24 protein-coding genes and 1 pseudogene are annotated in these 24,480 nt (G+C 65.8%); 19 read left to right on the top strand and 6 right to left on the bottom strand.

The window, feature by feature from the left end:
• The first annotated feature begins 2 nt into the window (after positions 1-2).
• Entirely contained in the window at positions 3-530 is a 528-nt protein-coding gene (locus THSYN_RS07465; protein ID WP_100918581.1) for a ZrgA family zinc uptake protein, read from the top strand.
• Between the two features lie 385 nt (positions 531-915).
• Here THSYN_RS07465 and THSYN_RS07460 read toward each other — a convergent pair whose 3' ends face one another.
• Positions 916-1,926 (bottom strand): IS1 family transposase, encoded by a 1,011-nt coding sequence (locus tag THSYN_RS07460; RefSeq protein WP_100917404.1) that lies wholly within the window; start codon positions 1,924-1,926, stop codon positions 916-918.
• 102 nt (positions 1,927-2,028) lie between these two features.
• Between THSYN_RS07460 and THSYN_RS07455 the strand changes: the two are divergent.
• The 7 genes and pseudogenes from THSYN_RS07455 to THSYN_RS07425 form a co-directional block, all read left to right on the top strand.
• Positions 2,029-2,157, top strand: a pseudogene (locus tag THSYN_RS07455) (type II toxin-antitoxin system HicA family toxin); the annotation flags it as partial.
• 8 nt (positions 2,158-2,165) lie between these two features.
• On the top strand, positions 2,166-2,378 hold the full coding sequence (locus THSYN_RS07450; protein WP_100918580.1) for a type II toxin-antitoxin system HicB family antitoxin: 213 nt from the start codon (positions 2,166-2,168) through the stop codon (positions 2,376-2,378).
• A gap of 375 nt (positions 2,379-2,753) precedes the next feature.
• Complete coding sequence (locus tag THSYN_RS07445; RefSeq protein ID WP_100918579.1) at positions 2,754-3,008, top strand: DUF4258 domain-containing protein; 255 nt, start codon at positions 2,754-2,756, stop codon at positions 3,006-3,008.
• Between the two features lie 2 nt (positions 3,009-3,010).
• Positions 3,011-3,208, top strand: a complete 198-nt coding sequence (locus THSYN_RS07440; protein WP_100918578.1) for a DUF2283 domain-containing protein — start codon at positions 3,011-3,013, stop codon at positions 3,206-3,208.
• 43 nt (positions 3,209-3,251) lie between these two features.
• Complete coding sequence (locus tag THSYN_RS33520; protein ID WP_157817515.1) at positions 3,252-3,470, top strand: PIN domain-containing protein; 219 nt, start codon at positions 3,252-3,254, stop codon at positions 3,468-3,470.
• A gap of 305 nt (positions 3,471-3,775) precedes the next feature.
• The gene (locus tag THSYN_RS07430) at positions 3,776-4,600 is read left to right on the top strand and encodes a M15 family metallopeptidase (RefSeq protein WP_236848813.1); all 825 of its coding nucleotides are present in this window, start codon (positions 3,776-3,778) and stop codon (positions 4,598-4,600) included.
• Between the two features lie 384 nt (positions 4,601-4,984).
• Entirely contained in the window at positions 4,985-5,809 is an 825-nt protein-coding gene (locus THSYN_RS07425) for an RMD1 family protein (protein WP_100918577.1), read from the top strand.
• Between the two features lie 12 nt (positions 5,810-5,821).
• Here THSYN_RS07425 and THSYN_RS07420 read toward each other — a convergent pair whose 3' ends face one another.
• The 3 genes from THSYN_RS07420 to lexA all read right to left on the bottom strand — a co-directional run bounded on the left by THSYN_RS07420 (position 5,822) and on the right by lexA (position 8,848).
• The gene (locus THSYN_RS07420; RefSeq protein ID WP_100918576.1) at positions 5,822-7,273 is read right to left on the bottom strand and encodes a Y-family DNA polymerase; all 1,452 of its coding nucleotides are present in this window, start codon (positions 7,271-7,273) and stop codon (positions 5,822-5,824) included.
• Between the two features lie 73 nt (positions 7,274-7,346).
• On the bottom strand, positions 7,347-8,012 hold the full coding sequence (gene imuA, locus THSYN_RS07415; RefSeq protein WP_100918575.1) for a translesion DNA synthesis-associated protein ImuA: 666 nt from the start codon (positions 8,010-8,012) through the stop codon (positions 7,347-7,349).
• Positions 8,013-8,161: 149 nt separating this feature from the next.
• Positions 8,162-8,848 (bottom strand): transcriptional repressor LexA, encoded by a 687-nt coding sequence (lexA, locus tag THSYN_RS07410; protein WP_100918574.1) that lies wholly within the window; start codon positions 8,846-8,848, stop codon positions 8,162-8,164.
• A gap of 97 nt (positions 8,849-8,945) precedes the next feature.
• Here lexA and nth point away from each other — a divergent pair, with 97 nt between their 5' ends.
• From nth to THSYN_RS07390, 4 genes are all read left to right on the top strand, one after another.
• Entirely contained in the window at positions 8,946-9,605 is a 660-nt protein-coding gene (gene nth, locus THSYN_RS07405) for an endonuclease III (protein ID WP_100918573.1), read from the top strand.
• Positions 9,606-9,792: 187 nt separating this feature from the next.
• Positions 9,793-10,878 (top strand): tRNA epoxyqueuosine(34) reductase QueG, encoded by a 1,086-nt coding sequence (queG, locus tag THSYN_RS07400; protein ID WP_100922333.1) that lies wholly within the window; start codon positions 9,793-9,795, stop codon positions 10,876-10,878.
• Between the two features lie 322 nt (positions 10,879-11,200).
• Positions 11,201-11,419 (top strand): hypothetical protein, encoded by a 219-nt coding sequence (locus THSYN_RS07395; protein ID WP_100918572.1) that lies wholly within the window; start codon positions 11,201-11,203, stop codon positions 11,417-11,419.
• A gap of 20 nt (positions 11,420-11,439) precedes the next feature.
• Positions 11,440-13,776 carry a DUF1631 domain-containing protein gene (locus THSYN_RS07390; RefSeq protein WP_100918571.1) on the top strand — a complete coding sequence of 779 codons (2,337 nt, stop codon included), beginning with the start codon at positions 11,440-11,442 and terminating at the stop codon, positions 13,774-13,776.
• Between the two features lie 285 nt (positions 13,777-14,061).
• On the opposite strand, the gene THSYN_RS07385 is transcribed toward THSYN_RS07390, so the two are convergent.
• Entirely contained in the window at positions 14,062-14,499 is a 438-nt protein-coding gene (locus THSYN_RS07385; protein WP_100918570.1) for a hypothetical protein, read from the bottom strand.
• A 310-nt stretch (positions 14,500-14,809) separates the two neighbouring features.
• Between THSYN_RS07385 and THSYN_RS07380 the strand changes: the two genes are divergently transcribed.
• The 3 genes from THSYN_RS07380 to THSYN_RS07370 all read left to right on the top strand — a co-directional run bounded on the left by THSYN_RS07380 (position 14,810) and on the right by THSYN_RS07370 (position 16,752).
• Positions 14,810-15,385 (top strand): hypothetical protein, encoded by a 576-nt coding sequence (locus tag THSYN_RS07380; RefSeq protein ID WP_100918569.1) that lies wholly within the window; start codon positions 14,810-14,812, stop codon positions 15,383-15,385.
• A 92-nt stretch (positions 15,386-15,477) separates the two neighbouring features.
• On the top strand, positions 15,478-16,059 hold the full coding sequence (locus THSYN_RS07375) for a peptidylprolyl isomerase (protein ID WP_100918568.1): 582 nt from the start codon (positions 15,478-15,480) through the stop codon (positions 16,057-16,059).
• A gap of 114 nt (positions 16,060-16,173) precedes the next feature.
• Complete coding sequence (locus tag THSYN_RS07370) at positions 16,174-16,752, top strand: Uma2 family endonuclease (protein WP_100918567.1); 579 nt, start codon at positions 16,174-16,176, stop codon at positions 16,750-16,752.
• A 263-nt stretch (positions 16,753-17,015) separates the two neighbouring features.
• On the opposite strand, the gene THSYN_RS07365 is transcribed toward THSYN_RS07370, so the two are convergent.
• A complete protein-coding gene (locus THSYN_RS07365; RefSeq protein WP_100918566.1) occupies positions 17,016-17,996 on the bottom strand; it encodes a DNA ligase in 981 nt (326 codons plus the stop codon).
• Between the two features lie 190 nt (positions 17,997-18,186).
• Here THSYN_RS07365 and THSYN_RS07360 point away from each other — a divergent pair, with 190 nt between their 5' ends.
• The 4 genes from THSYN_RS07360 (at position 18,187) to THSYN_RS07345 (ending at position 24,459) form a co-directional block, all read left to right on the top strand.
• Entirely contained in the window at positions 18,187-20,403 is a 2,217-nt protein-coding gene (locus THSYN_RS07360; RefSeq protein WP_157817514.1) for a DUF6263 family protein, read from the top strand.
• Positions 20,404-20,509: 106 nt separating this feature from the next.
• A complete protein-coding gene (locus tag THSYN_RS07355) occupies positions 20,510-20,737 on the top strand; it encodes a site-specific DNA-methyltransferase (RefSeq protein ID WP_236848812.1) in 228 nt (75 codons plus the stop codon).
• Complete coding sequence (locus THSYN_RS07350) at positions 20,731-21,849, top strand: hypothetical protein (RefSeq protein WP_100918563.1); 1,119 nt, start codon at positions 20,731-20,733, stop codon at positions 21,847-21,849. The genes THSYN_RS07355 and THSYN_RS07350 overlap by 7 nt, the downstream gene beginning before the upstream one ends.
• A 270-nt stretch (positions 21,850-22,119) precedes the next feature.
• The gene (locus THSYN_RS07345; RefSeq protein ID WP_100918562.1) at positions 22,120-24,459 is read left to right on the top strand and encodes a TonB-dependent receptor; all 2,340 of its coding nucleotides are present in this window, start codon (positions 22,120-22,122) and stop codon (positions 24,457-24,459) included.
• Positions 24,460-24,480 lie beyond the last annotated feature (21 nt).

The following is a 24,480-nucleotide window of genomic DNA, read 5'->3' as shown; positions in this document are numbered from 1 at the left end:
CCATGCCACAGCCAACCCACACCGCCGCACGACTGCGCCGCCTCGCCTGGGCCCTGGGCCTCAGCACACCGCTGCTGGCCGCGGGCGCCGTCCCGCCGGTGGGCACCGCGGAACTGCGCATCCGCGCCGAGGGCGCGGCCGTGCAAGTCGAACTGTCCGCCGCCGCCGAGACCCTGGTCGGCTTCGCCGGGACCCCGGGCACCGCGGCGCAACAGCAGGACCTGAAGGTCGCCGGCGAAAACCTCAAACACGGCGAGGCCCTGGTGCGTTTCAACCCCCAGGCGAGTTGCCTGCTCGAAGAGGCCAAGGTCGACGCCGACCCGCGCGAACGCGACGGCGAGGCCGGCATGGGGGCCAACTACCGCTTCAACTGCGTCTTCCCCAAGATGCTCAACTCCGCCGCCCTGGGGCTCTTCATCGGCTTCCCGGCCCTGCAACGGGTCCATGTCCACTACACCACGGCCCAGGGCCAGGGCGCGGCGGTGCTGACCCTCGGCAATCCGGTCGTTACTTTCGTGCCCTTGCAGTAAGTAACGGTCCCGGTGCCATAAAGGGGCGCCTTGACCCGCGGCCCGCCCGGGTCTGGCGTTGCCGAGAGAGCAACCAGCAGCGGACCATTTTGTATTAACAATTTACTTGACGCACCAGTTACCTGTGATACAATTTCCCTGTGATTCAGACCCGGCGGCGATCCTTGGGGGAGTTCCGGGGACGGCATGCTTGACTCAGCCTGAGGGCAGCCTCGATTAGGGAGAAGGAAGGGAAAAGGGGTCAAAGCCCTTTAATTTGTGAGTACCAATGACGGTTTCCGATATTCTCCGATTGCTTGCCGACGATGGTTGAATTGTCGCGGCCCAACGGGGCAGGCACTGGTTCAGTTTGGTTCTTCCTTATCCTTATGTTTTTGTAGTATTTTTATAACCTGGGCTGTCGAACTCTAAGGACCTCATCCCACGAGAGTCCCTGCTGGAGAATCCCCAGAGCCACCGCAGGAACCTGTTTTGTCGTGAAGTGGCTGCGAATAAAGTTATGGACAATCCACAACATATCCAATGTTCTTTGCAAACCAGAAATGCTCTTCGCGTACGTATTCGTTCGGCGGCGATAAGCAGAATTCTTTCGCCGAAATGAAGCGTTCGATGCTTCCAAATGATTAGCATGAATATCGGCTGGCGTCACATCTTGATCGGTTTCTGGATGCTCCGGATGAGGGGTTTCGTATTTGGGACGCGAGTGCCCCGTTCTATCAGTTCCTTTCCCTTTATTCTTAAGGCGCACCTTCACACCGCGACGAAGCACTTTCGGTGGGCGGCCGCGTTTTCCGGTTCGCAATACTTCGTGGCAAATTTCAAACAGGAGATTGCCATACCGACGTTCCCCGTCGGTGACTAGAGTGACATCGCCAGTACGCAGGATGACATCTCTAAGTATTTGTATGGCATATGAAAATAGGCTGCGATCCTTTTTCCCGCACTGAAGCGCCCAGATAAATCGACTTGCCCTTTCCATCAGTACGATCGTCCAGCCTTCACAATCCTCCGGGGGGACATTCCTATTCACTTTCGTATAAAGCTCATCACCTTCGATCAGTTGCTCAATAAAGGTGTGCGTCAGGGCATATATGACCAGCACATCCTTGCAATCGGCCAGGCGACGCTCCCATAGGAGCAACGTATTCTTCGCAATCGCGAAGGCCCGGCAGGCGGCGTTCAAGCCGATCCCCTCAGTGCGCGTTTTGAGCACTTGAATGATGAAGCTGGTCGGTTTCCTGAGCCCCTCGATAAGGGTGGCTTTGGTCTCGGAAAAGAGCCTATTGCAACTTTGACATCGCCACAGCAAACGCGTACCGTTATGACCGGTTTGATACGTCTTGTGATGCCGACAATTCTGTGAATTGCAATGAGGGCATGTCCATTGTCCGTTCAAGAAGTTCTCACTTATTCAAAAAGTGACGGAAACCCGCGCCGAACTAGATATATTACATATATTTCAATGTCTTGTAAACAGGAATTAAACTGAACCAGTGCCCGGGGCAGCCATCGGCAGTATAAGCACCCGGCGAAGAAAGGTCGGGTGACTGTGCCTGGAAAGCCGAGCGATGACTTGGCCCCCGGCACGCAGGCCAGTATACTCAAGCAGGCTGGACTGGAGCGCTGAGGCTTACGATGCAATATGCCGTAGTAATCGAGAAAGCCGAAGGAAATTATTCGGCTTATGTTCCGGATCTTCCAGGATGTGTCGCAACCGGTGCCACGGTTGAGGAAGTCCGGGCAGAGATTCGAGAAGCCATCGTTTTTCACATTGATGGACTTCGTGAGGATGGGATACCTATCCCGGAGCCAACCAGCGCGGTCGGCTACATCGAACTTGCGGCCTGACTGGTAGGTTGTCGCGCCGAGCAAGACTCGCCGTCTCTTGCGGGGTGAAAATCCCCGTCGGGTAGGGGTTAGCCGCCCGCCCGTATCGCGTGTTGGTCCTGCTGTCGAACAGCGTAAGCCGCGAACAACAATTGTAGGGCAAGCGTGCGAACGTTTGCGCGAAATCATTACAGGGGAGCGGCGCGACAACGTGCTAACGTCGGCAGGCATTGATCGTCGTTCCGGCCGCAAGGAGACAGGAGGTCGAGGCTTTAGCCGGTCGACATCGCGTCTTCGCGGCCCTGATCCGGCTAAAGCCTCGACCTCCTGTGTGGGACGCCTGGGTGGCGGCCGGGACGATGATCAAGGCCCGCCGGCAGGGGGATCCGGGCAGTCATGAACAGTGAGCGGTTCGGATGCGCGATCCGACTGACCGACCATGCCAATAAGCGCATGGTCGAACGAGACATCGACGAGGCGCGGATTCTCGACATCATAGAAACCGGGCAAGTCAAGTACAAAGATGACCGCCACCTGTGGCTGTTCAAGGGCTACCCGGACCGCGCCGACAATCTGCTGTGCGTGGCCGCCCTGTTGTCTGACGCCATGATCGTAAAGACCGTCATGCACCATTTCACGTCAGGGGAATGAAGATGAAAGCCATCTATTACGCCGATGATGACATCCTTGAAATCCGTCTGTCAGATGCGCCCATCGTCAAAGAAACGTCACAGGGTTGGAATATCAACCTGTCATTCGACGTGAGCGGCAATCTGGTTGAAATGGTTGTCCTGGAAGCGCGTGAAGCCGGGTTGTTACCGGCGCTGCTGGACACGAGAAAGGCCGCCTGAGAGCGGTCCGCAACCAATAGCGCAGTCGCTTGCCGACGCACTTATGGCAGCAAGAGCTGTTCCAGACAACAGCGTATGGGACGCCCTGCATATTGTGATCGCAGCCACGCAGGGGATCGAATACCTTCTCACTTGGAACTTTAAGCACATCAACAACGCCGAGACAAAGGCACTGATTGCCCGGGTCGTCGAAGCCGATGGCTGGGTATGTCCTGTTCTCTGCTCGCCCGAGGAACTCGGAGGTAACGCTGATGAAGAATGACGCTATTGTCGATGAGGTCCGGAACCATGGCCTGGCATTGGCTGCGCGATACGGCAATAATACCGGGGCAATCTGCAAAGCCCTTAAGGAAAGAGAGCGGTCATCGGTACGCAAGGTTGTTGATCGGGCACCACGTCGGTTGGCAATAAAATCTCAGCAGTCGGCTTAGCGCAAGACCCAGGGACAGTATACTGAATTCAGCGCAAATCCGCCCTCAGAGTTCCGGGGACAGTATCCTTAATTCAGCGTAAAGCCGCCCGCGATTGAGCAAGCTGTCCCCGGAATTCCCGATACAAGGTGCTACGATGATCGCAATCATCTACCGCAACGGGTACGAACAACAACGGATGCCGCGCAAGGCTTGGACTGCGATCACCGTCGCCTGTCTCGCCGGCCTGCTGTCGCTGCCGTCGGCGGCCGTGTGGGCGGCAGGGCTCCCGGACGGCTTTGTCTATCTGCGGGAGGTCGCGCCCGCTATCGCGCAGGACATGCGCTACTACGGCAGCCACAATTTCATCGGCCGCCCGATCGACGGCTATCAGGCCCCGGAGTGTATCCTCACCCGGGAGGCCGCCGCGGCAGTGAAGGCGGTGCACGAGGACCTTGCCGCCGCCGGCCTGCGGGTCAAGGTCTTCGACTGCTACCGCCCCACGCGGGCGGTGGCGCAGTTCGTACGCTGGAGCCGGGATCTCGAGGACCAGCGGATGAAGGCGGAGTTCTACCCCAACATCGCCAAGACGGACTTCTTCCGCCTGGGCTATGTCGCGAAGCGCTCCGGCCACTCCCGCGGCAGTACGGTGGACCTGGCCCTGGAGCCCGCCGCTGCGTCGCCGTCCCAGGTGGACGCGCGGGCTGACGGGCCGGCGGTCGCCTGCACGGCGCCCTTCGCCGAGCGCTTCCCGGACAGCCCGCTGGACTTCGGCACCGGCTTCGACTGTATGGACCCACTCTCGCACCCGGACAGCCCGGCCGTGCCCAGCGAGGCCCAGCGCAACCGCGCCCTGCTCGCCCAGGCGATGGAGCGGCACGGCTTCCGCGGCCTGCCCGAGGAGTGGTGGCATTTCACCCTCAAGGCCGAACCCTTCCCGAACACCTGGTTCGATTTTCCGGTCATGGCCCCGGGTCAATGACGGCGGTCTCCTACTCTGGCGCCGAGACGATCTGCTGGAATTGCGCCTGCGCGTTCGGCGCCATCGTCCGGCTAACGGCCATGGAAGGAACCTCAGTCACCCCGGACGATAAGAGCCCCCCGTGGAAGCGGCTTCAGCCGCGATGCGAGGCCTCGTCGCGGCTGAAGCCGCTCCCACAGCGTCGCTGCGCGACCTTCACGGTCAAACCTGCGCCTGCATTTTGGCGCCGAGACCCTCTCGGCTGATCCGTCCAGTGGGCGCAGCCTTAAGCAGATACCTGCGCCAGGCGGCCGCGTCCCCAGCCGGTTCAGCGGGCCCCGCGGGCGCTTTGCCGCGGCGGCCCCGCGGTGGCACACTGCGCAGACCAGCCACGGAGAAACCAGAATGCCATCAACGAGCGCCGTCATCGCCATCGCACCGGAGGCGCCGACCCTCAAGGCCCATGCCTTGCTGTTGGGCCGCCGTCTGGACCTGCGCAGTCTCACCCATGTGGAGCCGCTGGCCATGAATCCGCTGGTGGTGCGGGTCAGCGGCGGGGGGCGGGCGGTACTGATGCGCTACGGGGCGGCGGTACTGTTCGACGTGGCCCCCGGCGCGGAGGCGTCATTCCTGCAACTGCTGGCACCCTGCGTGCGCGAACCCCTGGCCACCCCCGAGACCGAGACGCTCGAGATCGTCATCGACAGCACCCGCGGCGACCTGATGGAACGCGACCGGCTGGTACTCTGCGACTCCGACGCGGCGCGCCTGCAGGTGGTGGCGGACGTGCTGGGCAAGAGCGTGCTGCTGGCGGACCAGGAGGCGCAGGTGGCACGCGCCTTCGACCGCATCGACCCCTTGGCCGAGGAACTGCATCGGCACGGCCGCGGGGCGCGGCGCGCCCGTCACCTGATCCGTCATATCGGCGAGACCCTGCTGATCCAGCACCGCCTGGTGGGGCGCGCCGAGGTCGGTGACAAGCCGGAGGTGATCTGGGAGCGGCCGGATCTGGAACGCCTGTTCCTCGGCCTGGAGGCCGAATTCGAGGTCCGTGAGCGCCAGGTCGCCCTGGAGCGCAAGCTGACGCTGATCAACGACACCGCCGCGACCCTGCTCGACCTGCTCCAGACCAAACGCTCGGCGCGGGTTGAGTGGTACATCACGATCCTGATCCTGATCGAGATCGTACTCACGCTCTATCAGTTGTTCGTGCGCGGGCCGGGCGGCTGAGGTCCGGCTCAATCAACCGAAGCGCCCGTGTAGAAACCAGTCGCGGCGGCCCCTGAGGTCCCGATAGACCCATAGCCGTTCGCCGCGCGGGCTGGTGGCGACGAAGTAGTCCCGCGCTACGGCGTGCTCATCCCACCAGCCGGTGTCGATGCGCTCGCGCTCCTGCCCCAGGTCCAGGGCGCCGTCCAGCCAGGGGCGGCCGTCGCGCACCACCAGGGGTTGGGGCTGCGGCAGGAGCCACAGGGGGCGGTCCGGACGGGGACAGCCGCGGCCGGACGCGCCGGGCTCGACCCAACACCAGGCGTGCTCGGGGCGGTGGTCGGCCGCCAGGGCAAGGCCACGCACCGCGTCCGGACCCAGACGGGCGCGCAGCCGGTCCAGCAGCGCGGTGTCCGGGGTACGGCCGGGGGGCAACAGACGCGCAAAGAGGTCCCCAGGGGTGGGGCTCAGGGGCTGGACCTGAGTCGCATCGAGGCCGATCCCGCACACCGCGGCCGGCAGTTCCAGGCGCTCCAGGTGCCCGCGCAAGAGTTCCAGCCAGCGCTCCGGGTCGGCCAGGGGTCGGGCGGCGCCCAGGCACAACCGGGTGTCGGGGTGCCGCGCATGCCCGAAGCGCCAGTCGAGCCGCGCCACCCCGGCCTGGCGTCCGAGCAGGAAGCCGCCCAACTCCGCGAGCAGGCGCCGACAAGGGAAGACCAGGGCCGGCGCCAGTTCCACCGCCGCGGGCAGTTCGAGGTAGCCGCGGTACGCGGCCGGGGGTACGAAGGGCGGGCGGGGGTCCGGGGTCTCGCCCAGCAGGCGCTCCAGCCAGTCCACCCGCCGTGGCCCCAGGCGTTCGCGCAACCCCTGGCGGGGCAGGCGCAGCAGGTCGCCGACCCGGCGTAGGCCCATGGCGGTGAGGTCCTCCAACTCCCGCGGGCCCAGGCCCAGGGCGCCCAGGGGCAGGCCGGCGAGGGCGGCGCCCAGGGCCGCACGGTCGGGGATGATCGGGCGCCCGCCCGCCCCGCCCCCGGCCTGGATCGCCACGACCAGGGCGCCCAGGGGCGTGGGCGCCAGGGCGAGGCGGCCCTCGTAGCCGAGCCCGGCCAGGCCCTCCCCCACCTGATCCAGCAGGGACTGGGCCCCGCCGAAGAGGCGCAGGCTGGCGGCCACGTCCAGCAGCAGCGAGCGGGGCGGCACCAGGCTGACCACGGGGGTGAAGCGGATGGACCAGGCGGCCAGGCGCGCCAAGGCCTCGCGCTCCGCCCCCGGGCGCAGCACCCGCACCACGAGTTCCGCGCAGCGGGCGCGGGCGGCACCGACCGTCAGCCCCGGGCGAATGCCCGCGGCGGCGGCGGCCGGGTCGCAGCGCAGGATGCGCTCGCCCTGGCGGGTGGTGCTGATGGCGAGCGGCACCCCCGCGGCACAGGCCCGCCCCAGGACCTCAAGGGGTAGCTGGGGGAGATAGAGCGCGAGCCAGCGCATCGGCGACCCCCGCAAGAATGATTGAAGGCCACACAGCATTGAAATTGAAGGCCGAGCCGGCCGGTTGATATTTTCAGACTGCTCGGACCTTGCTGCGTAATTGCGCGTCGCCTGCTTCTTGAGGCGCCACGGCCCCGGTAAATGGCAGGTGCAATACCGCCCCGGCCCGGCCGCCGCGCTGTTTGAGGACCGTCACCCGGTAACCGGTCGGGGCCGTCTGCACCTGCAGACGCAGGGCGGCGGGCGAGGGCTGGCGGGCGGCCCCCGGGTCCCGGAACAGGAAGGCCAGGGCCTCACCGGCCGCGGCGGCCAACTGGAGCCGACGCAGCGCCGTTGCGTCCCAGCGCCCGCCCCACAGCAGCACCGCCGCACAGGCCCCAGAGCGCAGGCCCTGCTCGGCGGCCCAGGCGCACCGCTCCCCGGCGCTCACCAGCACCAGGCGCTCCAGGCCGACACCCTGGGCGGCCAAGGCCGGGGCAAAGGGTTGCAGGGGCGGGTCCACCAGCAGCAGCCAGCGGGACTGGGCACTGAGCCGGGCCAGGGCCGGCAGGACCAGCCCGAACCCGTCCGCGGGCTGCTCCCCGAGCAGTTCGCTCAGGCTGCCGGGGGGCCAGCCGCCCCAGGGCAGTTCCCGGTCCAGGGCGGCGTGCCCGGTGGGGACCCCCGCCGGCGCCAGGTCCTGCGCCACCCGACCCTGCCAGAGGTCGGGACGCCGCGCGAGAAGCTCTTGGATGGACATGTGTCAAATCGTCGTTGTCGTTGTCGTTGTCGTAATCGGAGAAGCGATGCAATTTGGGGTGCGAGAGAATCCGGGGCTACGATAACCTCGATTACGATTACGACAACGACAACGACGCGAAAAGCATTCCTGACACATGTCTGACACCACTACAGCCGTTGCGGCGCGACCAATCCCAGTCGCAGCACCCCGACGGCGATGCCCTCAATGACCAGTTCCTGTTTGCGCAGGTCCACCGCGATAGGCGGGAAGTCGGGGTTCTCCGCCAGGAGCTGGACGCGATAGACCCAGTGGGCCTGGCGGCGCAGGCGTTTGACCGTGACCTCGTCATTGAGCCGCGCCACCACGATCTGGCCGTTCTGCGCCTCTGCAATGGCATGTACGGCGAGCAGGTCCCCATCCAGAATGCCCGCGTCGCGCATACTGCTGCCGCGTACCCGCAGCAGGTAGTCGGCCCGGGGGCGAAAGAGCCCCGGGCTGATCCGGTGCCGGTCCTCCACATGCTCCGCGGCCAGGATCGGGCTACCGGCGGCGACCCGGCCGATGACCGGCAGGCCCGCCTCAGCGCCGCCTGTACCGGAGCGCCCCAAGGTCCCCTCGTCAGACTCACCGTCGGCCCCGCACGCAATCAGCCGGATGCCCCGGGAGCGCCCGCGGGTGAGTTCGATGGCCCCATGCCGGGCCAGGGCGCGCAGGTGGTCCTCCGCCGCATTGGCGGAGCGAAACCCCAGTGAGCGGGCGATCTCGGCCCGGGTCGGGGGCACCCCGGTCACGCGCAGGTGGCGCTCGATCAGGTCCAGAACCAGGCGTTGGCGGTCGGTGAGTTGATCGGTCATAACTGTATTTTTATCCAGATGTGGGCGCTTTGCAAGGCCGTTGTCGAACTGTCGGCGGGCTTGGCCCGGGGCGCCCGACACCCTATCCTCCCCACCCATGAATGACGCCAAACGCCGCCTGATCTTCGAGCGCCTGCGCGCCGCGAATCCGACCCCGACCACAGAGCTTCAGTACCGCAGCCCCTTCGAGTTGCTGGTCGCCGTGATCCTCTCCGCGCAGGCGACGGACAAGGGCGTCAACCAGGCCACCGCCCGGCTCTTTCCCATCGCCAACACCCCCCAGGCGATCCTGGACTTGGGCGAGGAGGGGCTGAAGGCGCAGATCCGCACCATCGGGCTCTTCAACAGCAAGGCACGCCACCTGATCAAGACCTGTGAGCTGTTGGTGAGCGCGCACGGCGGGGCTGTGCCGCGGGATCGCCAGTCGCTGGAGTCCCTGCCCGGGGTGGGCCGCAAGACCGCCAACGTGGTGCTGAACACCGCCTTCGGTGAGCCGACCATGGCGGTCGACACCCACATCCTGCGGGTCGGCAACCGCACCCGCATCGCCCCGGGCAAGACCCCGGCGGTGGTGGAGCAAAAGCTCCTGCGGCACGTCCCCCGGGAATTCCTGAAAGACGCCCATCACTGGCTGATCCTGCACGGGCGCTATGTCTGCGTGGCGCGCACCCCCCGCTGCCCCGCCTGCCCCATCGCCGACCTGTGCGAGTTCCCGGACAAGCATCAACCTAAAGAAGAGCAGTTAAGCCGCAAATGAACGCAAATGAACGCAAAAAATACCGTGGCTTGCGGACGCCCGTCGAACCAGGCCGGTCCACCCGCGGGGTGACCTCCCGGCATCGCACAGCAACGAGTAAGTTGATGTCTTTATTTGCGTTCGTTTGCGTTCATTTGCGGCCAAATATTCTTTCCGGGAGCGCGCGCGGGCGCTGGCCTGGGCCCGCGTGACGGAAGCCACCAGGGACAGTCCCGACGGCGCCGCGCTGGCTCAGGCGATCAAGACCTGGGGCCAGGAACTGGGCTTCCAGCAACTGGGCATCGCCGCGACTGACTTGAGCGTCGCCGCGGCCCACCTGGCGGAGTGGCTCCGCGCCGGATATCACGGCGAGATGCACTACATGGCCCGCCACGGCACCCGCCGCTCCCGCCCCGCCGAGTTGGTACCCGGTACCCGCAGTGTGATCATGGCGCGGATGGACTATCTGCCGCAGACCCGCACGGCCATGGCCGCGGCGCTGCGCGACCCCACGGGCGCGCTCATCTCCCGCTATGCCCTGGGCCGCGACTATCACCGGCTCCTGCGCCGCCGCCTGCAACGGCTTGCCGAGCGCATCACGGCGGCGATCGGCCCCTTCGGTCATCGCGCCTTTGTGGATTCGGCCCCGGTGCTGGAGAAGCCCCTGGCGCAGCACGCGGGCCTGGGCTGGATCGGCAAGCACACCAATCTGATCGACCGGCGGGCCGGCTCCTGGTTTTTCCTGGGGGCGCTCTACACGGATCTCGCCCTGCCCCCGGATACCCAGGCCCGGGACCACTGCGGTCGCTGCCAGGCATGCCTCCGCGCCTGCCCGACCGGGGCCATCGTCGCGCCCTATCGACTCGACGCCCGCCGCTGCATCTCCTATCTCACCATCGAACACCCCGGCCCCATCCCGGAGCCCCTGCGCCCCCTGCTCGGCAACCACATCTACGGCTGTGACGACTGCCAACTGGTCTGCCCCTGGAACCGCTTCGCCCGGCTGACGGCAGAGCCCGCCTTTCTGCCCCGCCACGGACTCGCCGCGGCGACCCTGGTGGAACTCTTCGCCTGGGATGAAGCAACCTTCCTCGCACGCACGCAAGGCTCGGCGCTGCGGCGCATCGGCCACGAGCGCTGGCTGCGCAACCTCGCCGTCGCGCTGGGCAATGCCCCGCCCGGCCCGGCGGTGACGGCGGCCCTGGCGGCCCGCGCCGACCATGCGAGCCCACTGGTGCGCGAGCACGTCGGCTGGGCACGGCGGCACCGCCCGGACGATCCGCAACGGTTTTGAGTTTTCGGTTCTTCATTTTTCGTTTAAACTTATTAAACAGTGCGTTACGAAAAACGAGAAACGAGAAACCAAGTACCATGGGGATCAGTGCACCGCTCGGACGGGCTGGCCGTACCGACCGAAATGGATGAGCAACCGCCCCAGGGTCGTCGCCCGCCAACGCGGACGGTGATTGCTCCGGCGCAGGATTAAGATAAACTCACGCTTTCATGACTACCGTGACCCCGACCGGGGGCAGGACCGGACGGTCCCTGGCGCGCTTGGCGCGCCGGCGCGTGCCGACGGCCTTAGCCCCTGGGATCAGCTTGTCGATCAGGATGCCATGCCCTATTTCGTCTATCAGATCACGCCGCCCCGCACCCTGACGCACCGCGCGACCCTCGCGCGCTACCAGGATGCGCGCGACCAGGTCCGCGCCCTGCGCGCGGCCGACCCGGACGCCGGCCCGGCCGCGTATCGGCTCATCTTCGCGGGCCAGATGGCCGAGGCGGAACGACTTCTGTCGCTGCCGCGCGATGAACGGGTGATCGGTGAGGACTGATCCCGCAACCGGCAGCCAAGATGCTTGAGAACACCATTACCCGCGCCACGCACCGACGGCAATATCACGCCGTCCTGGACCAATGCCGGGACACGGTGCTGGTCTTTTTCGACGCCCAGTTGACGGAGCTGTTCCAGAACGCGGGGGCGGCCCTGCTGGACTTCGCCGAGCGGGCCGAGAGCAACGCGGTCCAAAGCCGCTTCTTTGAGGCCATGGGCCAACTGACGCGGCGGCGCAGCGACATCGAGCATATCTTCCGCCAGGAAATCAATCTCGGGTTCGAGAACCTGGACAAGTCCAGCAACCCGGCGCAGCCGCTGCCGGACTCGGCCGGCAGCCACGGCGTGGAACTGTCGCTGGTAGAGCCGGACGACATGGAGGAATCGGTCGCGGCGGAAAATCTCATCCTGCGCGCCAACGCCAACTACTTTCCCGAGCTGTACGCCCTGAGCCAGCGCTTGAGCGTCGTCAACGGCGGCAAGAAGCTCAAGGACTTCGAGATCCCGGCCAGCCCCCACCACCTGGTGCACTCCTTTCGGCGCGCCATCGAGGGGCTGGACGTGCAGATCCGGGTCAAGATCATCCTCTACGCCCTGTTCGACAAATTCTTGCTCAAAAAGGCGCGTCCGACCTATGCCGAGTACAACAGCATCCTGATCGGCGCGGGGATCCTGCCGAACCTCAAACCGGTGCACCTGCGCGCGGATGCCCGGCGGGACGCACCGGAACGCAAGACGGAGCGCGACCGGACCGGGGTCGAGGGGCAACGTGGGGCGGGTGGCGAAGCCGGTCAACGCCCCGCCGGGGGCGATATGGCGGAGCCCCAGGCCCTGGGTGCTGAGTTATTCGACTCCATCTTGGACCTGATGTCGAGGAAGCACACGCAGCGCCGCGGCAGACCCGGCACCGGCGGCGTCGGCAGCAGCGGACCAAGTTCCGCGGAGGCCCAGGCCCAGACCAACGAACTGTTGTCGGCGATCAACAGCCTACAGGCCAGCCACACGCCCGAACTGGTCTCCACCGCGGTGACCGAGGCGACCCAGTTCCCCAACATCGAGGTCGACGCGGCCTTCGTCACCCGTGTCAAGGAGGCCCTGAGCCTGGAGCGGCAACAGGTCTTGAACACCATCGACCGCGACAAGCTCTCCCCGATGGATGCGGACCTGATCGACCTGATCGGCATGCTGTTCGAGTACATGCTCAATGACCCGGTGTTGCCCAATGTGGCCAAGGCCCTGCTCAGCCACCTGCACACCCCCTATCTCAAGGTCGCCCTGATCGACCGCCGCCTGCTGGTGGACAGCCGCCACCCGGCGCGGCGCCTGCTTGATCAGATGGTGGAGGCCGGCAGCCTCTGGGTGGAGGAGGGCAACCCGGCCCGCGGCATGTTCCCCGCCATGCAGCAGATCGTCGATCGGGTCCTCCAGGAGTTTACCGAGGATGTCGGCCTGTTCGACGAATTGCTGCGCTTCTTCGACGAGAAGATGGCCGAACAGCAGCGGCGCAGCGACACCATGGAACAGCGCACCCAGGAGGCCGCCCGCGGCCGCGAGAAACTGGCCCTGGCCAAACAGCGCGCCGCACACGAAATCGAGGGGCTGGTCGGCCTCTTCCCGATGCCCACTCAGGTCGCCGGCTTCCTCTCCAAGACCTGGCTCGACAATCTGGTCTTCATCCTGCTGCGCGACGAACAGCAAGAGCGCGGCACCGCCTGGAAGCAAGCAATCGGGATCGCCGAGCAACTGGTCGGGCTCTTTGATCGGCGCGCCTCGGCAGAGACCCTGCGCACGCGCATGGCCGGCATCCCGAAACTGCGCGAGGCCATCGTCAGCACCGCCGCGCGCATGGGCGGCGGCTTCAACACCGCGACCGTCGATGCCCTGCTCACCCTCCTGGACGCGCCCCAGAACTGGCAATCCCAAGCCCTGGAGCGGCCGCAGTTCGCACCGTCCCAGGCCCCCGAGCAGGCCGCCGCCGCCAGCACCCCGCCCACGCTCGCGACCAGCACCAGCGGCGACGAGGACCTCTCGGAACCGGAGCGGCAAATGGTGGAGCGTCTGCGCAAGATGCGCTTCGGCACCTGGTTCGAGTTCACCGACATCCCCGAGGCGGCGCCCCGGCGCATCAAGCTGTCCTGGATGAGCCCCTTGACCTCGACCTGCATGTTTGTGGAACGCTCCGGCATGCAGGCGGAGATCAAGAGCCTGCGGGACCTGGCGCGCGAGATCCTCGACGGCCGGGCCCGCGTGATTCCGCGCCCCAAACACCCCTTCATCGACCGGGCGCTGGTCTCCATCCGCAAGATGCTGCAAGTCGGCGGCCCCGGCGGGGTTTCGGCGCCGCCGCCCGCAGGCTAGTACGGCGCCGTCGCACCCTGGGTCGGAAAAGAATTTCTCACAAAGACACGGAGACGCAAAGGAAGAAATCTTAAGAAACGGTTACTGATAAGTTAAACAACTCCAGTAGGGACTGCCTATAGCGCGATTTTCGTTGTCGTTGTCGTTGTCGAGGTTATCGTAGCGCCCCGGATTCTCTCGGACCACAAAGTGCATCGGTTCTCCGATTACGACTACGATTACGACAACGACAACGACAACGACAACGATTGTTCTAGACTCGCTACTTCGGGCAGGCGCAATACACTACACCAGGTGGTCGATATCCAACCCCCAGCGGTCGAGCATCTGGCGGTAGACCGTGAGTTCCACGTCGGCAAAGTGACCGTCGGAATGGGCGACCAGGAGCAGGGTCTGCGCCAGGTAGCGGCGCAGCCCCGGGTCGGTGACGCCGGCCAGCACCGCGTCCACCCACTGTGTGTCAGCCAGGCCCACATAGCGCGCGGTGCCGGCATGGGCAATCAGGTCGTCGCAATAGCCGTCGAACACCAGGGCGAAGAGGTTGCGATCCGCCCCGATGGTGTCCAGGACGCCGATCCGCTCCAGGACCTCCATCTCGCCCTCGGCGACGTCACCGTCGCACACGATGAAGAGCGTGATGATCCGCAACATCGCCTCCGGGCTGTTCTCGGGATAGGGGGTCAGTTCGGGCGGGGGTGAGGGGCTGAGTTCGGGCAGGGTCATGGGGTACTCCGGTCGGCATCGAGTGTGCGGGGATACATGATCGCACAGGCCGCGCTGCCGTAGCGCGCGGACGGCAGCGACACTCCACGGACTCGCGCCGACCGCCGACGGCCGGATAAAGATGATTTGTCCGCAAATGAACGCAAATGAACGCAAATAAATTCAGGGGCTTGCTTGCCGGTTGGTCGGCAGCCTGATAACCCGGGCGGGAGGCCTCCTTGGCGAACGACAAGTTACTGTCTTATTTGCGTTTATTCGCGTTCATTTGCGGACGAAAACGCGACCGGAAATTCTTAAGGACCCACACCCCATGTTCTTCCCCATACCCGAACCCGTCCGCCGCCAGGCCAAGACACCCCATGAACTGACCATGGTCAACCTCCTGATCTTCAACCTGCTGACGCTGATCGCGCTCCTGGGCGGGAGCTTCGTGGAGCCGGACTCCAGCCTCGCCCCCTACCGGGTCCCGGGGGTCATGGTGCCGCTCGGCCTGTCACTCGCCATCGTCGCCTACAGCTTCCTGCGCGCGCGCCGCGCGACGCGTGCCGGTCCCTGGTTTCCGGCTGCCCATTGGCGGCTGGCGAGCGGGCGTTACAGGATTCTGTTGGCCGTCTATCTGGGGGGTGCCGGTCTGATCGGGCTTGGCTGGCTCCTGGCCCACACCCAAAAGCTGCCCGGGATGCAGGCAATGATGTTCATCGCCCTGCAACGGGTGGCCATCGCCCCCATGTTGATCGCGCTGATGGTACTCGTCATGCTGGCGTCCGGCGCCATCTATCAGGCGCAGCGCGGCGAGGTGCCGGACCGCCTGATCCAGCGCTTCCCGCCGCCGCCCGACCTGACCGGCGCGGACACGGAGTTTGCATCGGGCGCGGCTGCGGCCTGATCATGCGCGGCCCGGCCCCTGGCGGCCGGACCAGCCACCAACCTTTTTCTTTCAACCGACCCACATCGCCTGCCCATCCTTAAGGAGTGACCATGAATCTGACCCCCAACCTGCTCGCCGCCGCCGTCCTGTCCGTCGGCGCCCCGACCGCCATGGCCGACACCAACCCCAAGGTGGCCCTGGACGTGACCATCGGCGGTGAGCCGGCCGGCACCATCACCATCGAGTTGTTCGCCGACGTGGTGCCCAAGACCGCGGAGAACTTCCGCGCCCTGTGCACCGGCGAGAAGGGCGTCGGCAAGAGCGGCAAGCCGCTGAGCTACGCGGGCAGCACCTTCCACCGCGTCATCCCCGGCTTCATGATCCAGGGCGGCGACTTCACCCTCGGCAACGGCCGTGGCGGGGAGTCCATCTACGGCGAGAAGTTCGCCGATGAGAACTTCAAGCTCAAGCACACCGGCCCCGGCACCCTCTCCATGGCCAACGCCGGACCCAACACCAACGGCTCCCAGTTCTTCATCACCGTGGTCGCCACACCGCACCTGGACGGCAAGCATGTCGTCTTCGGCAAGGTGGTCGACGGCATGGACGTAGTAAAGAAGCTGGAGGCCCAAGGCTCCCAGACCGGGGCCACCAAGAGCGAGGTCAAGCTCGCCGCCTGCAAGCAGCTCTAGCCGCCCGCGGCGGGCTTGCGCGACCGGCCCGCCCCGCGCGGTCCGGTCGCGCCGCGGCACCGCCTCAAATGCGGAGCAGCGCCTGACCACCCACCCTGACCGCGCGAGGCCCCCATGGACGTGCAGCAGATCCAGCCCCCGCTTCACCGTATCAACGTCGCGCAATTTCACCTCATGCTCGCGGCCGGCGTCCTGACCGAGAACGACCGGATCGAGCTCATCGATGGGGAGATGCGTGACATGCCACCGATTGGACCGACGCATAGCGGCTGCACCGTCGGCCTCATCCGGGTTTTGACCAAGGCCCTGGGCGAGCGGGCACTCCTGAATGTTCAAGGCCCCCTCGCCCTGGACCACCGCAGCGAGTTGTATCCCGACCTGCTGGTGCTCAAACCGCGCGACGACCTCTATCAGACCGGCCACCCGAGCGCGGAGGACGTGTTGCTGCTGATCGAGGTTTCGGACTCGACCCTGAATTATGACCGCAAGACCAAACTGCCCAAATACGCCCGGGCCGGGGTGCCGCTGTACTGGATCGTGGACGTGCAGCACAAGAGCATCCACGAGTACCAGGACCCGGACCGCTTCGCGCGCCGCTATCGGCAGTCCCGCTCGGTCGCCGAGGGTGCCATCGCAGCGACCCTGGCGGGGGTCGAGGTCCAAGTGACCATGACGGACCTGTTCCGCTTTTGAAGCCTGGCGCTAAGTACCCCGCTCCAGCTATTCTTGCGCCTGCTCAAGCCCCGAAGGGGCGCGATATACCAGCCCAGGGCAACGCCCTGGGGTAGCGTTGTTTAGTCGGCCTAGCCCTGAAAGGGCGTGACATAAGGAGCCACGCCGTTATGTCACGCCCTTTCAGGGCTAAGCTCTGCGATACCCCATACCCAGGGCGCTGCCCTGGGCTGGTATGTTCGACCCCGTTGGGGTCGATACACAAGATAAGCTGAAACCGGGTACTAGCGTTCGGGCAGGGGGTCCGGGGGCTCCGGATCGACCCGCAGGAAGCTCACGAAGCGCGGGATGCCGTCGGCGGTCCGCCCCCGGTACTTGAAGGTCACCAGGCTCCCCAGCGGCGGTGGGTCCCGTCGCACCACGTCGGTAAAGCCGGTGCCGATACGGAAGCGCCGGCCATCCTCGTCCTGCACCTCCAGCGCACCCAGCATCCCCAGGAACCGGCCCTTACCCGCGACCTGGCCGATGACGCGGGCCTCCGCGTCCTGATAGGGCTTGAGCTTCAGCAAGTCCGGCGAGCGCGCCCCGCGGTACACAGACGCATCACGATGCAGCATCAGCCCCTCGCCGCCGGCCCGGGCCACCACGTCGAGCATCGCCATCAATGCCGCCTGGTCCGGGAGGCGCACCTGCTCCAGGCCCCCGAGCCCGGGGTTGCCCGCCGCCGCGACGAGGTCCCGCAGCCGGACGAGACGTGCCCCGAAGGCCGCCTGCGACCCCGGCAGGTCGAACACCAGATAGCGGACCTCCCGCCAAGCCGCATCCACCGGCACCAGCCGCCGCACCGTCCCCGACAGGGCCTCGAAACGCCCCCGCCCCAGCCATAGCTCGCCGTCCAGGGGCTCGGGCGGAAAGCCGGCCGTAAACCAGGCGGGCGCCCGGATCTCATGCCCCCCGCGGCTGATGAGCCGCGCCCCGTCCCAATAGGCGCGCACCCCGTCGAGCTTCTCGCTGACCCAATAGTCGGCCACGTCAATGCCGGGCCGGTAGACCTCGGCCAGCATCAATGCCGGCGGCGCAACCCCGGCTGCGGCGCTCGCCGCCGGCACCGGCACCGGCACCGACGCGGCCACCCCAGCCCCAGGGTCCGGACGCGGCGCCGCGCGCGCACCCGCATCGGCCACCGCCAGCGCGGGCTGGACGAGCAGCGCCGCCAACAGCGCCGGAATCGAGCACAGGGAAACGGGTGTCTGCACCGGGCGCATGGCCGCACTCCATCGGACGGTTGAACCTGAGCAAACCCTAGACTATGAGCGGCGCGGACACAAGCCGCCCGGCGCATGGGTGCACCAGCGCCAGGCACCCCGCGGTGCGAACACCCGAGGCTAAGCGCACCTGTATTTGATACGCTATGGCGGTTTGTTCACCTGAACGATGACCTCAGCGAGGAGGGCAATGGGTATGAAAGCGATGAAGAAGTGGTTGTACGCGACGCTCGTCTTGTGCGCGGCGGGAGCAGCCGACGCGGGGGGGGAGAAGATGAAGGTACGGCTGGCCTTCCCGCCCGGGGACTATCTGATGACCACCGTCTCGCAGTCGCAGGGCAGTACCGAGACCGGCGGCGAAAAGTCCCCGAGCAAGGATGACTCCCGGGAGGTCTGGCGGATGCAAGTCCCGGAGCCCAACGATCAGGACGAGAAAAAGGTCCTGATCCGATTGGTCGAGGCCAGGACCGAGGGTCTGGAGAGCGGTCAGCAATACCGCTTCGACAGTACGCGGCAGGGCCAGCAGACGAGCGGGATGGAGTTCGCCTACGCACCCCTGATGAAGGCCGAGGTCCTCGTCACGCTCGACGCCGACGACACCGTGGTGGAGGTTTCGGGTTTGGACAAATTATGGACCGACCTGGATACCAAGGCGCACACGCCGATGCAGCAAGGACTCCTGGCCGAGATGCGGATCGCGAAGAGCGACAAGGGCTTTGAGTCGAATTTCAGACGCCTCGAGGCCCTGATGCCCAAGGCTGCGATCGCCGTCGGCGACGCGTGGAAAGCAGGTGTACGAATGGACCTGCCGCTGGTCGGCGAACTCAAGGTGCGCTACGACTGCAAGCTCGTCGCACTCGAGCCGGGCAGCCACGGCGATGTTGCCGTGATCGAGGCGAATTCGACCTACAGCCTGTCCAAGCCGAAGACCATCGAGGCGCAGGGAGTCGCCCTCACGCTGCGCAACATTGAGATGGCGGAGAAGGCCAGGGTCAAGATTGATGTCCAGACCGGGATCTTCGTCTCCGACGAGTCGACCCGCAGCGTCTCCGTGCAGGGGATTGCCACCCAGGCAGACCAGCAACAGGAGGTCTCCAGCCAGAACAGTTCACACACCACCACGACCCTCACCCCGACCGGCGCTCAGCCCCCGCGGGACAGTGCGGTCCAGGCCGCATCCCGGGCCGGCGCCGACACCGGGCGGCCGTCCGGCTGGGCGCAGTCGCAGGAGGCGGCGACGCCTGCCACCGCCGCGCAAGCGACGGACCAGACGGACGACAGCACGCAGGGACTCCCGATGCAGGGTGAGGCGGACAACGGCGACAGGCCCGCGCTGACCGCGCCCCCGCCCGCAGCCTCCTCCCGTCCGTCATCTGCCCAGCCCCCGGCAGCGCCCGGACCCCTGGTCATGCGCCGCCAGGCCGAACCCAGGCAAAACGCGTTCAGCGTCCTGGTCCCACAGGGCTGGCTGATCGAGGGCGGCCTCTTCTCGGTCGATCCGACCCAGGCGGGCGGGGCGCTGAACGCCATCGAAACCAAGTGTGACTTCAGCGTCAAGCGCGACACGGCCGGGACCGTCATGGTGCGCTGGGCGCCCAGCTACAACTTCGTGGACTGGTCGCGGGCGGCCGAATTTGCCAGCCTGGCACAACTCTTTCCGCCCGGCCGTACCTACAACGGTGCCTTGGTCAAGCCCATGCCCACCGTCGAGCAATACCTGATGGAGGGTTTCAAACTCGTCCGTCCCAAGGCCACGGACGTGCGGGTCATCGAGCGCATCGATCTACCCATGGTCGCGGACCTTTGCACCAAGCTCTCCCAGGGCGTCAACGCCCAGATGGCGCAACTCGGCAAGCCGCCGATGACCTTCACCGCGGGCGCCCTCGTCATCGAATACACCGAGGGCGGCAACCGCTACCGCGAGGCGGCCCTGACGGCGCTGGGCGACTGGCGGGCAGCGGCCGGGATCTGGTCCAACCAATTCACCTTCCATATGCGCGCCCCGGCCGCGCAGGAAACCCAGTGGAAGCCCGTTCTGGACATCGTACGCCAGTCGCTCAAATTCAATCCGCAATGGGTCGCCGCCTATGTCCGGGCGGCCGGCGAACGCGGCCAGGCGGCCGCCGCGCTGTTCCGCTCTTTGGAGCGTATCGACCAGGAGATCTTCGCGCATCGCAGCGCCATGCAAGAGCGTATCAGCGAGGACAACTACCTGCTGCTCACCGGACAGGAAAAATACGTCAACCCCTACACCCGGGAGGTCGAACAGGACTCCTCCGACTACCGCTTCCGCTGGACCACCCCGGGGGGTGATCGCCTGTATTCGCAGCAGGATGGTTTCGACCCGAACCGCGACGCGCAGCTTAACCAACTGGAGTGGAAGCTCACGCCCGTTGAGCAGCGCTGAATCGCCGCCGGCCGGGAGGGCACCACCGCCCCCGGCAACTTCATAGATCAGGGAGCCGGTTGAGCCGATTCAACGTATCCTGGCACTGATCCATGACCCCCACGCAGTGGTCCTCGACTTCTTCGCCGGCTCCGGCACCACCGTGCAGGCCGTGCTCCAATTAATCCACGGCGACCTGCTGACCCCATTCGACCCGGGTGTGGAGGTCCAGGTGCTCGTCACCGGTGAGACGAAGGTCATCTACCTGCCATCTTCCGCTACGCCGAGTCACAGCTCCGCCAAGCTGCGGACGCACGCGAACGACGCGTCGTCAGTGAACGCAAGGAGGTGCTGATCTTCAAGGTCGCCGTGGCACTCGGTTTCGACGCCCCGCGCGCCTTCGTGCTCGCCTCTCTGCGCGGCGCAAGAGACACGGATTTCGGCATCCAGGTGGTGGGACGCATCCTGCGGGTGCATCGCCTGCTGCAACCCGGCACCCCGGACCGCACTCTGCCGCCGGGCCTGCGTTACGGCTATGTCTTTCTGGCGGACGCGGACAACCAGGGCGGCCTGGTCGGGGCCGGGGAGCGCATCAATGCCATTCGCGATGAACTATCCAAGATCTGCCGGGCGACCGTCGTTTACCGGGTAGGGGACGACATGCAGGTCCAGGTGGCGGTGAATGGTCAAGGAAGCCTGTTCCGGTCCCCGGACGCGACGGATGGAGCCCGCGCCCCAGGGTCGCCCGGCACCAACGCGGCGGGCGCCCCAGCCGCTCTGCCAAATTCTGGTGAAACGGCATCCCTTACTTACCCCATGCCCCCGCTGCTCGACCTGTTGGGCGACCCGCTGACCGGGACACTGCTGCCGGAGCGCTCCGCCAGAGACCTGCCGGTCACGGCGGAACAGCCCATGCCGACGCCCGCAACGCCGCACCATCCATTCCGTGCCGATGCCGAGCGCGTGCTCCAGACCGAGCGGCTGCCCATCTCCACCGCCGACCTGCCCGGAGACGATCGAGAAGATCACCGCGGAACATCAGGTCTACGGCCCGGTATTGATGCTGAAGCAAGACGCCAACGGGCGCTTCATGACGGTGCGCTGGTTCGAGAAGACCGGCCGTTGCGAGGAGGATCAGGTGTTCCGGGTGGAAAATCTGTCGGGGTATTGACGATGATCATGGGCAGCTTGAGCAACGGCCAGGTCTTGCTCCAACTCGTCGGCTTCGATCTGTCTCCCAGCCCTCCTCCGAGCGGTGTCACGAGCCCCCCGCCTCCTAGGCCGAAGCCTTCCACGCCAGTAATGGGGGCCTGGATCGCGGCTGGCCGCGGCGGCCGACGCGCGGCCAGACGTCGGCCGGCGAGCACCAGGAGCCCGGCGACGAACAGGTCGCCGGGCTCGGGCGCGGCGCTCAGGATGTCGCGTTGGTTGCTGCCGAAGGCGTGGTTGCCGACGCAACTGCGTTAGACCAGTGCGGACTCCGCGCCTGCCCGCTCGCGGCTGAAACCACCTGGACGGACCACATGAAGGACCGGGGCGTCTCGCGCGACAATTTGTCGCATACCCATCGCCTGCCGCTTCCCAGACAATCCTCCTCCCATAACTGCCGATCGCCCACCCTGGCACCCGGTCGGCGGTTGGGCCGACCAGTCCCCGCCCCCGGCGGCGGTCGGCGACCCTGAGCGACGGCGCCGCCAGGCGCTGCCCGCACCTTGGATCATCCAGGAATCTGACCGTATGCAGTCTCGTCTCAACCTCGTTACGGCATTCCTTGCCGTCTACGCGGCCGCCGGCCTGGCGGCGGAAGATACCGCCACCCTGCAGGAAGTCGTCGTCACGGCCCGCCCGGAGGACCTGCCCGGTGCCGGTGCCACGACACTGAATGCCGCCGTGATCGCCCCCAAGCGCGCCCGCACCAGCGACACCGCCAGCCTGCTCGTGGACATCCCCGGCGTCAGCACCTATGGCGCGGGCGGGGTCTCCGGTCTGCCGGTCATTCGTGGTCTGGCAGATGATCGCCTGCGCACGAAGGTGGACGGCATGGACCTCGTCGCCGCCTGCCCCAATCACATGAACTCACCGCTGTCCTCGATCGACCCGACGGCGGTGGACAGCGTACAGGTCTATGCCGGCGTAACACCGGTGAGTGTGGGCGGCGACAGCATTGGCGGCAGTATCGTGGTGCAATCCGCGTCCCCCGCCTTCGCGGACCCCGGCAAGCAGCTTGCGACGGGCAGCGCCGGCGCCTTTTACCGCAGCAACGGCGCTAGCTGGGGAGGCAACCTCTCCGGCAGCGTGGCCACCGACAACTTAAGTCTCAACTACACCGGCGCCTATGCCAAGTCCGACAACTACCAGGCCGGCGGGAATTTCAAAGACTATCGTTTCACCGGCCGGGTTGGGCACACCCTGCCGTTGGATCAGGTGGGCTCCACCGCCTTTGAGGCCATCAATCAGTCCGTCAAATTCGCGTGGAAGAACGACCGCAATCTGGTCAGCTTCACCTACGGCAATCAACACATCCCCTATGAGAACTATCCGAATCAGCGGATGGATATGACGGATAACCTGAGCGACCAGTTCAACCTGGCCTATACCGGCGACCAGGGCTGGGGCACCCTGCAGGCACGGGTCTATTACGAACACACCCAACATGAAATGGATTTCGGCGACGATAAGCGGTTCTGGTACGGCCCCGGACAGCCACCGAGCGGCTCCGGCGGCGACACCGCGCTCAACGGTATGCCCTGCGCGCCGATCTCCGGTATCAAAGTCGTCAAGGGCATGATGGTGGGATGTGCCGCGGGCATGCCGATGGACACGGACGGCAAGAACACCGGGGTCGCCATCAGCGCCGCTATCCCACTGTCCCTGGAGCATCTCTTGCGCCTCGGCGCCGAGTACCAGAACTATCGCCTGGACGATTGGTGGCGCCCCTCCGGCGCCGGCATGTGGCCTTTCACCTTCTGGAACATCAACGATGGGCAGCGCAACCGCTTCGCCCTCTTTGGCGAGTGGGAGATTCGCCAGGAACGTTGGACCAACACCCTGGGCCTGCGCTTCGAGAACCTGGACATGAATGCAGGCCCGGTGCACGGCTACAACCTCGCGACCTACCCGACCAGTGGCAGCGGCGGCCTCGGCAACCAAACCCGTGATGCAGCGCTCTTCAACGCCCAGTCCCGCCGGCAGACCGACAACAACTGGGACCTGTCCTGGCTCGCCCGTTTCACGCCCGACGCCAACCAGGCCTACGAGTTGGGGCTGGCGCAAAAGACCCGCTCGCCCAATCTTTATGAGCGCTATTCCTGGTCCACCTGGCAGATGGCGGCCTTCATGAACAACTTCGTCGGCGACGGCAACGGCTATGTCGGCAACCTTGACCTGCAACCGGAGGTCGCCGGCACCCTGAGCCTCACCGCGAACTGGCACGATGCCGGCGAAGCTATCTGGGACCTCAAGGTAACTCCTTACTACACCTACGTGCGGGACTACATCGACGCGGTGCAATGGGACTCGACCACGAACGCCCCGCGCCGGGTACCCGTGGTCGATGACTTCACGGTGCTCAAGTATGTGAACCAATCCGCTCAACTCTATGGCCTTGACCTCTCCGCGCACTACCTGGTGGCGCGCGGCACCAGGGGCGGCGATTTCACGGCGCAACTCGTGGCGAGTTACACCCGAGGCGAGAACCTGGATACCGGCGACAATCTCTACAATATCATGCCGTTGAACGCAAAGGTTTCGCTGATCCAGGTGCTCGGTCCCTGGCGCAACAGCCTGGAGGGCGAGTTCGTCGATGCCAAGGACCATATTTCCCAGGTGCGCAATGAAATGCAGACCGCGGGCTATGGGCTTGTCCACCTGCGCAGCCGCTATGAGAAGAAGACCTGGAGTCTGGAAGTCGGCATCGCCAACCTGTTCGACCGCGCCTATGACCTGCCCCTGGGCGGGGCCTATGTTGGTCAGGGCACGACGATGACCATACCACCGGCGCCCAATCAACCTCAATGGGGCACCCCCGTCCCCGGACCGGGCCGCTCCATCTATGCCGGTGTGACCGTGACATTTTGAACCGCAAGGGAGCGCGTAATC

The sequence above is a fragment of the Candidatus Thiodictyon syntrophicum genome (genome assembly GCF_002813775.1).
In the GTDB taxonomy this organism is placed as follows: domain Bacteria; phylum Pseudomonadota; class Gammaproteobacteria; order Chromatiales; family Chromatiaceae; genus Thiodictyon; species Thiodictyon syntrophicum.
Note: the sequence above shows the minus strand (reverse complement) of the source record. Positions and strands in the feature narration are given on the sequence as shown.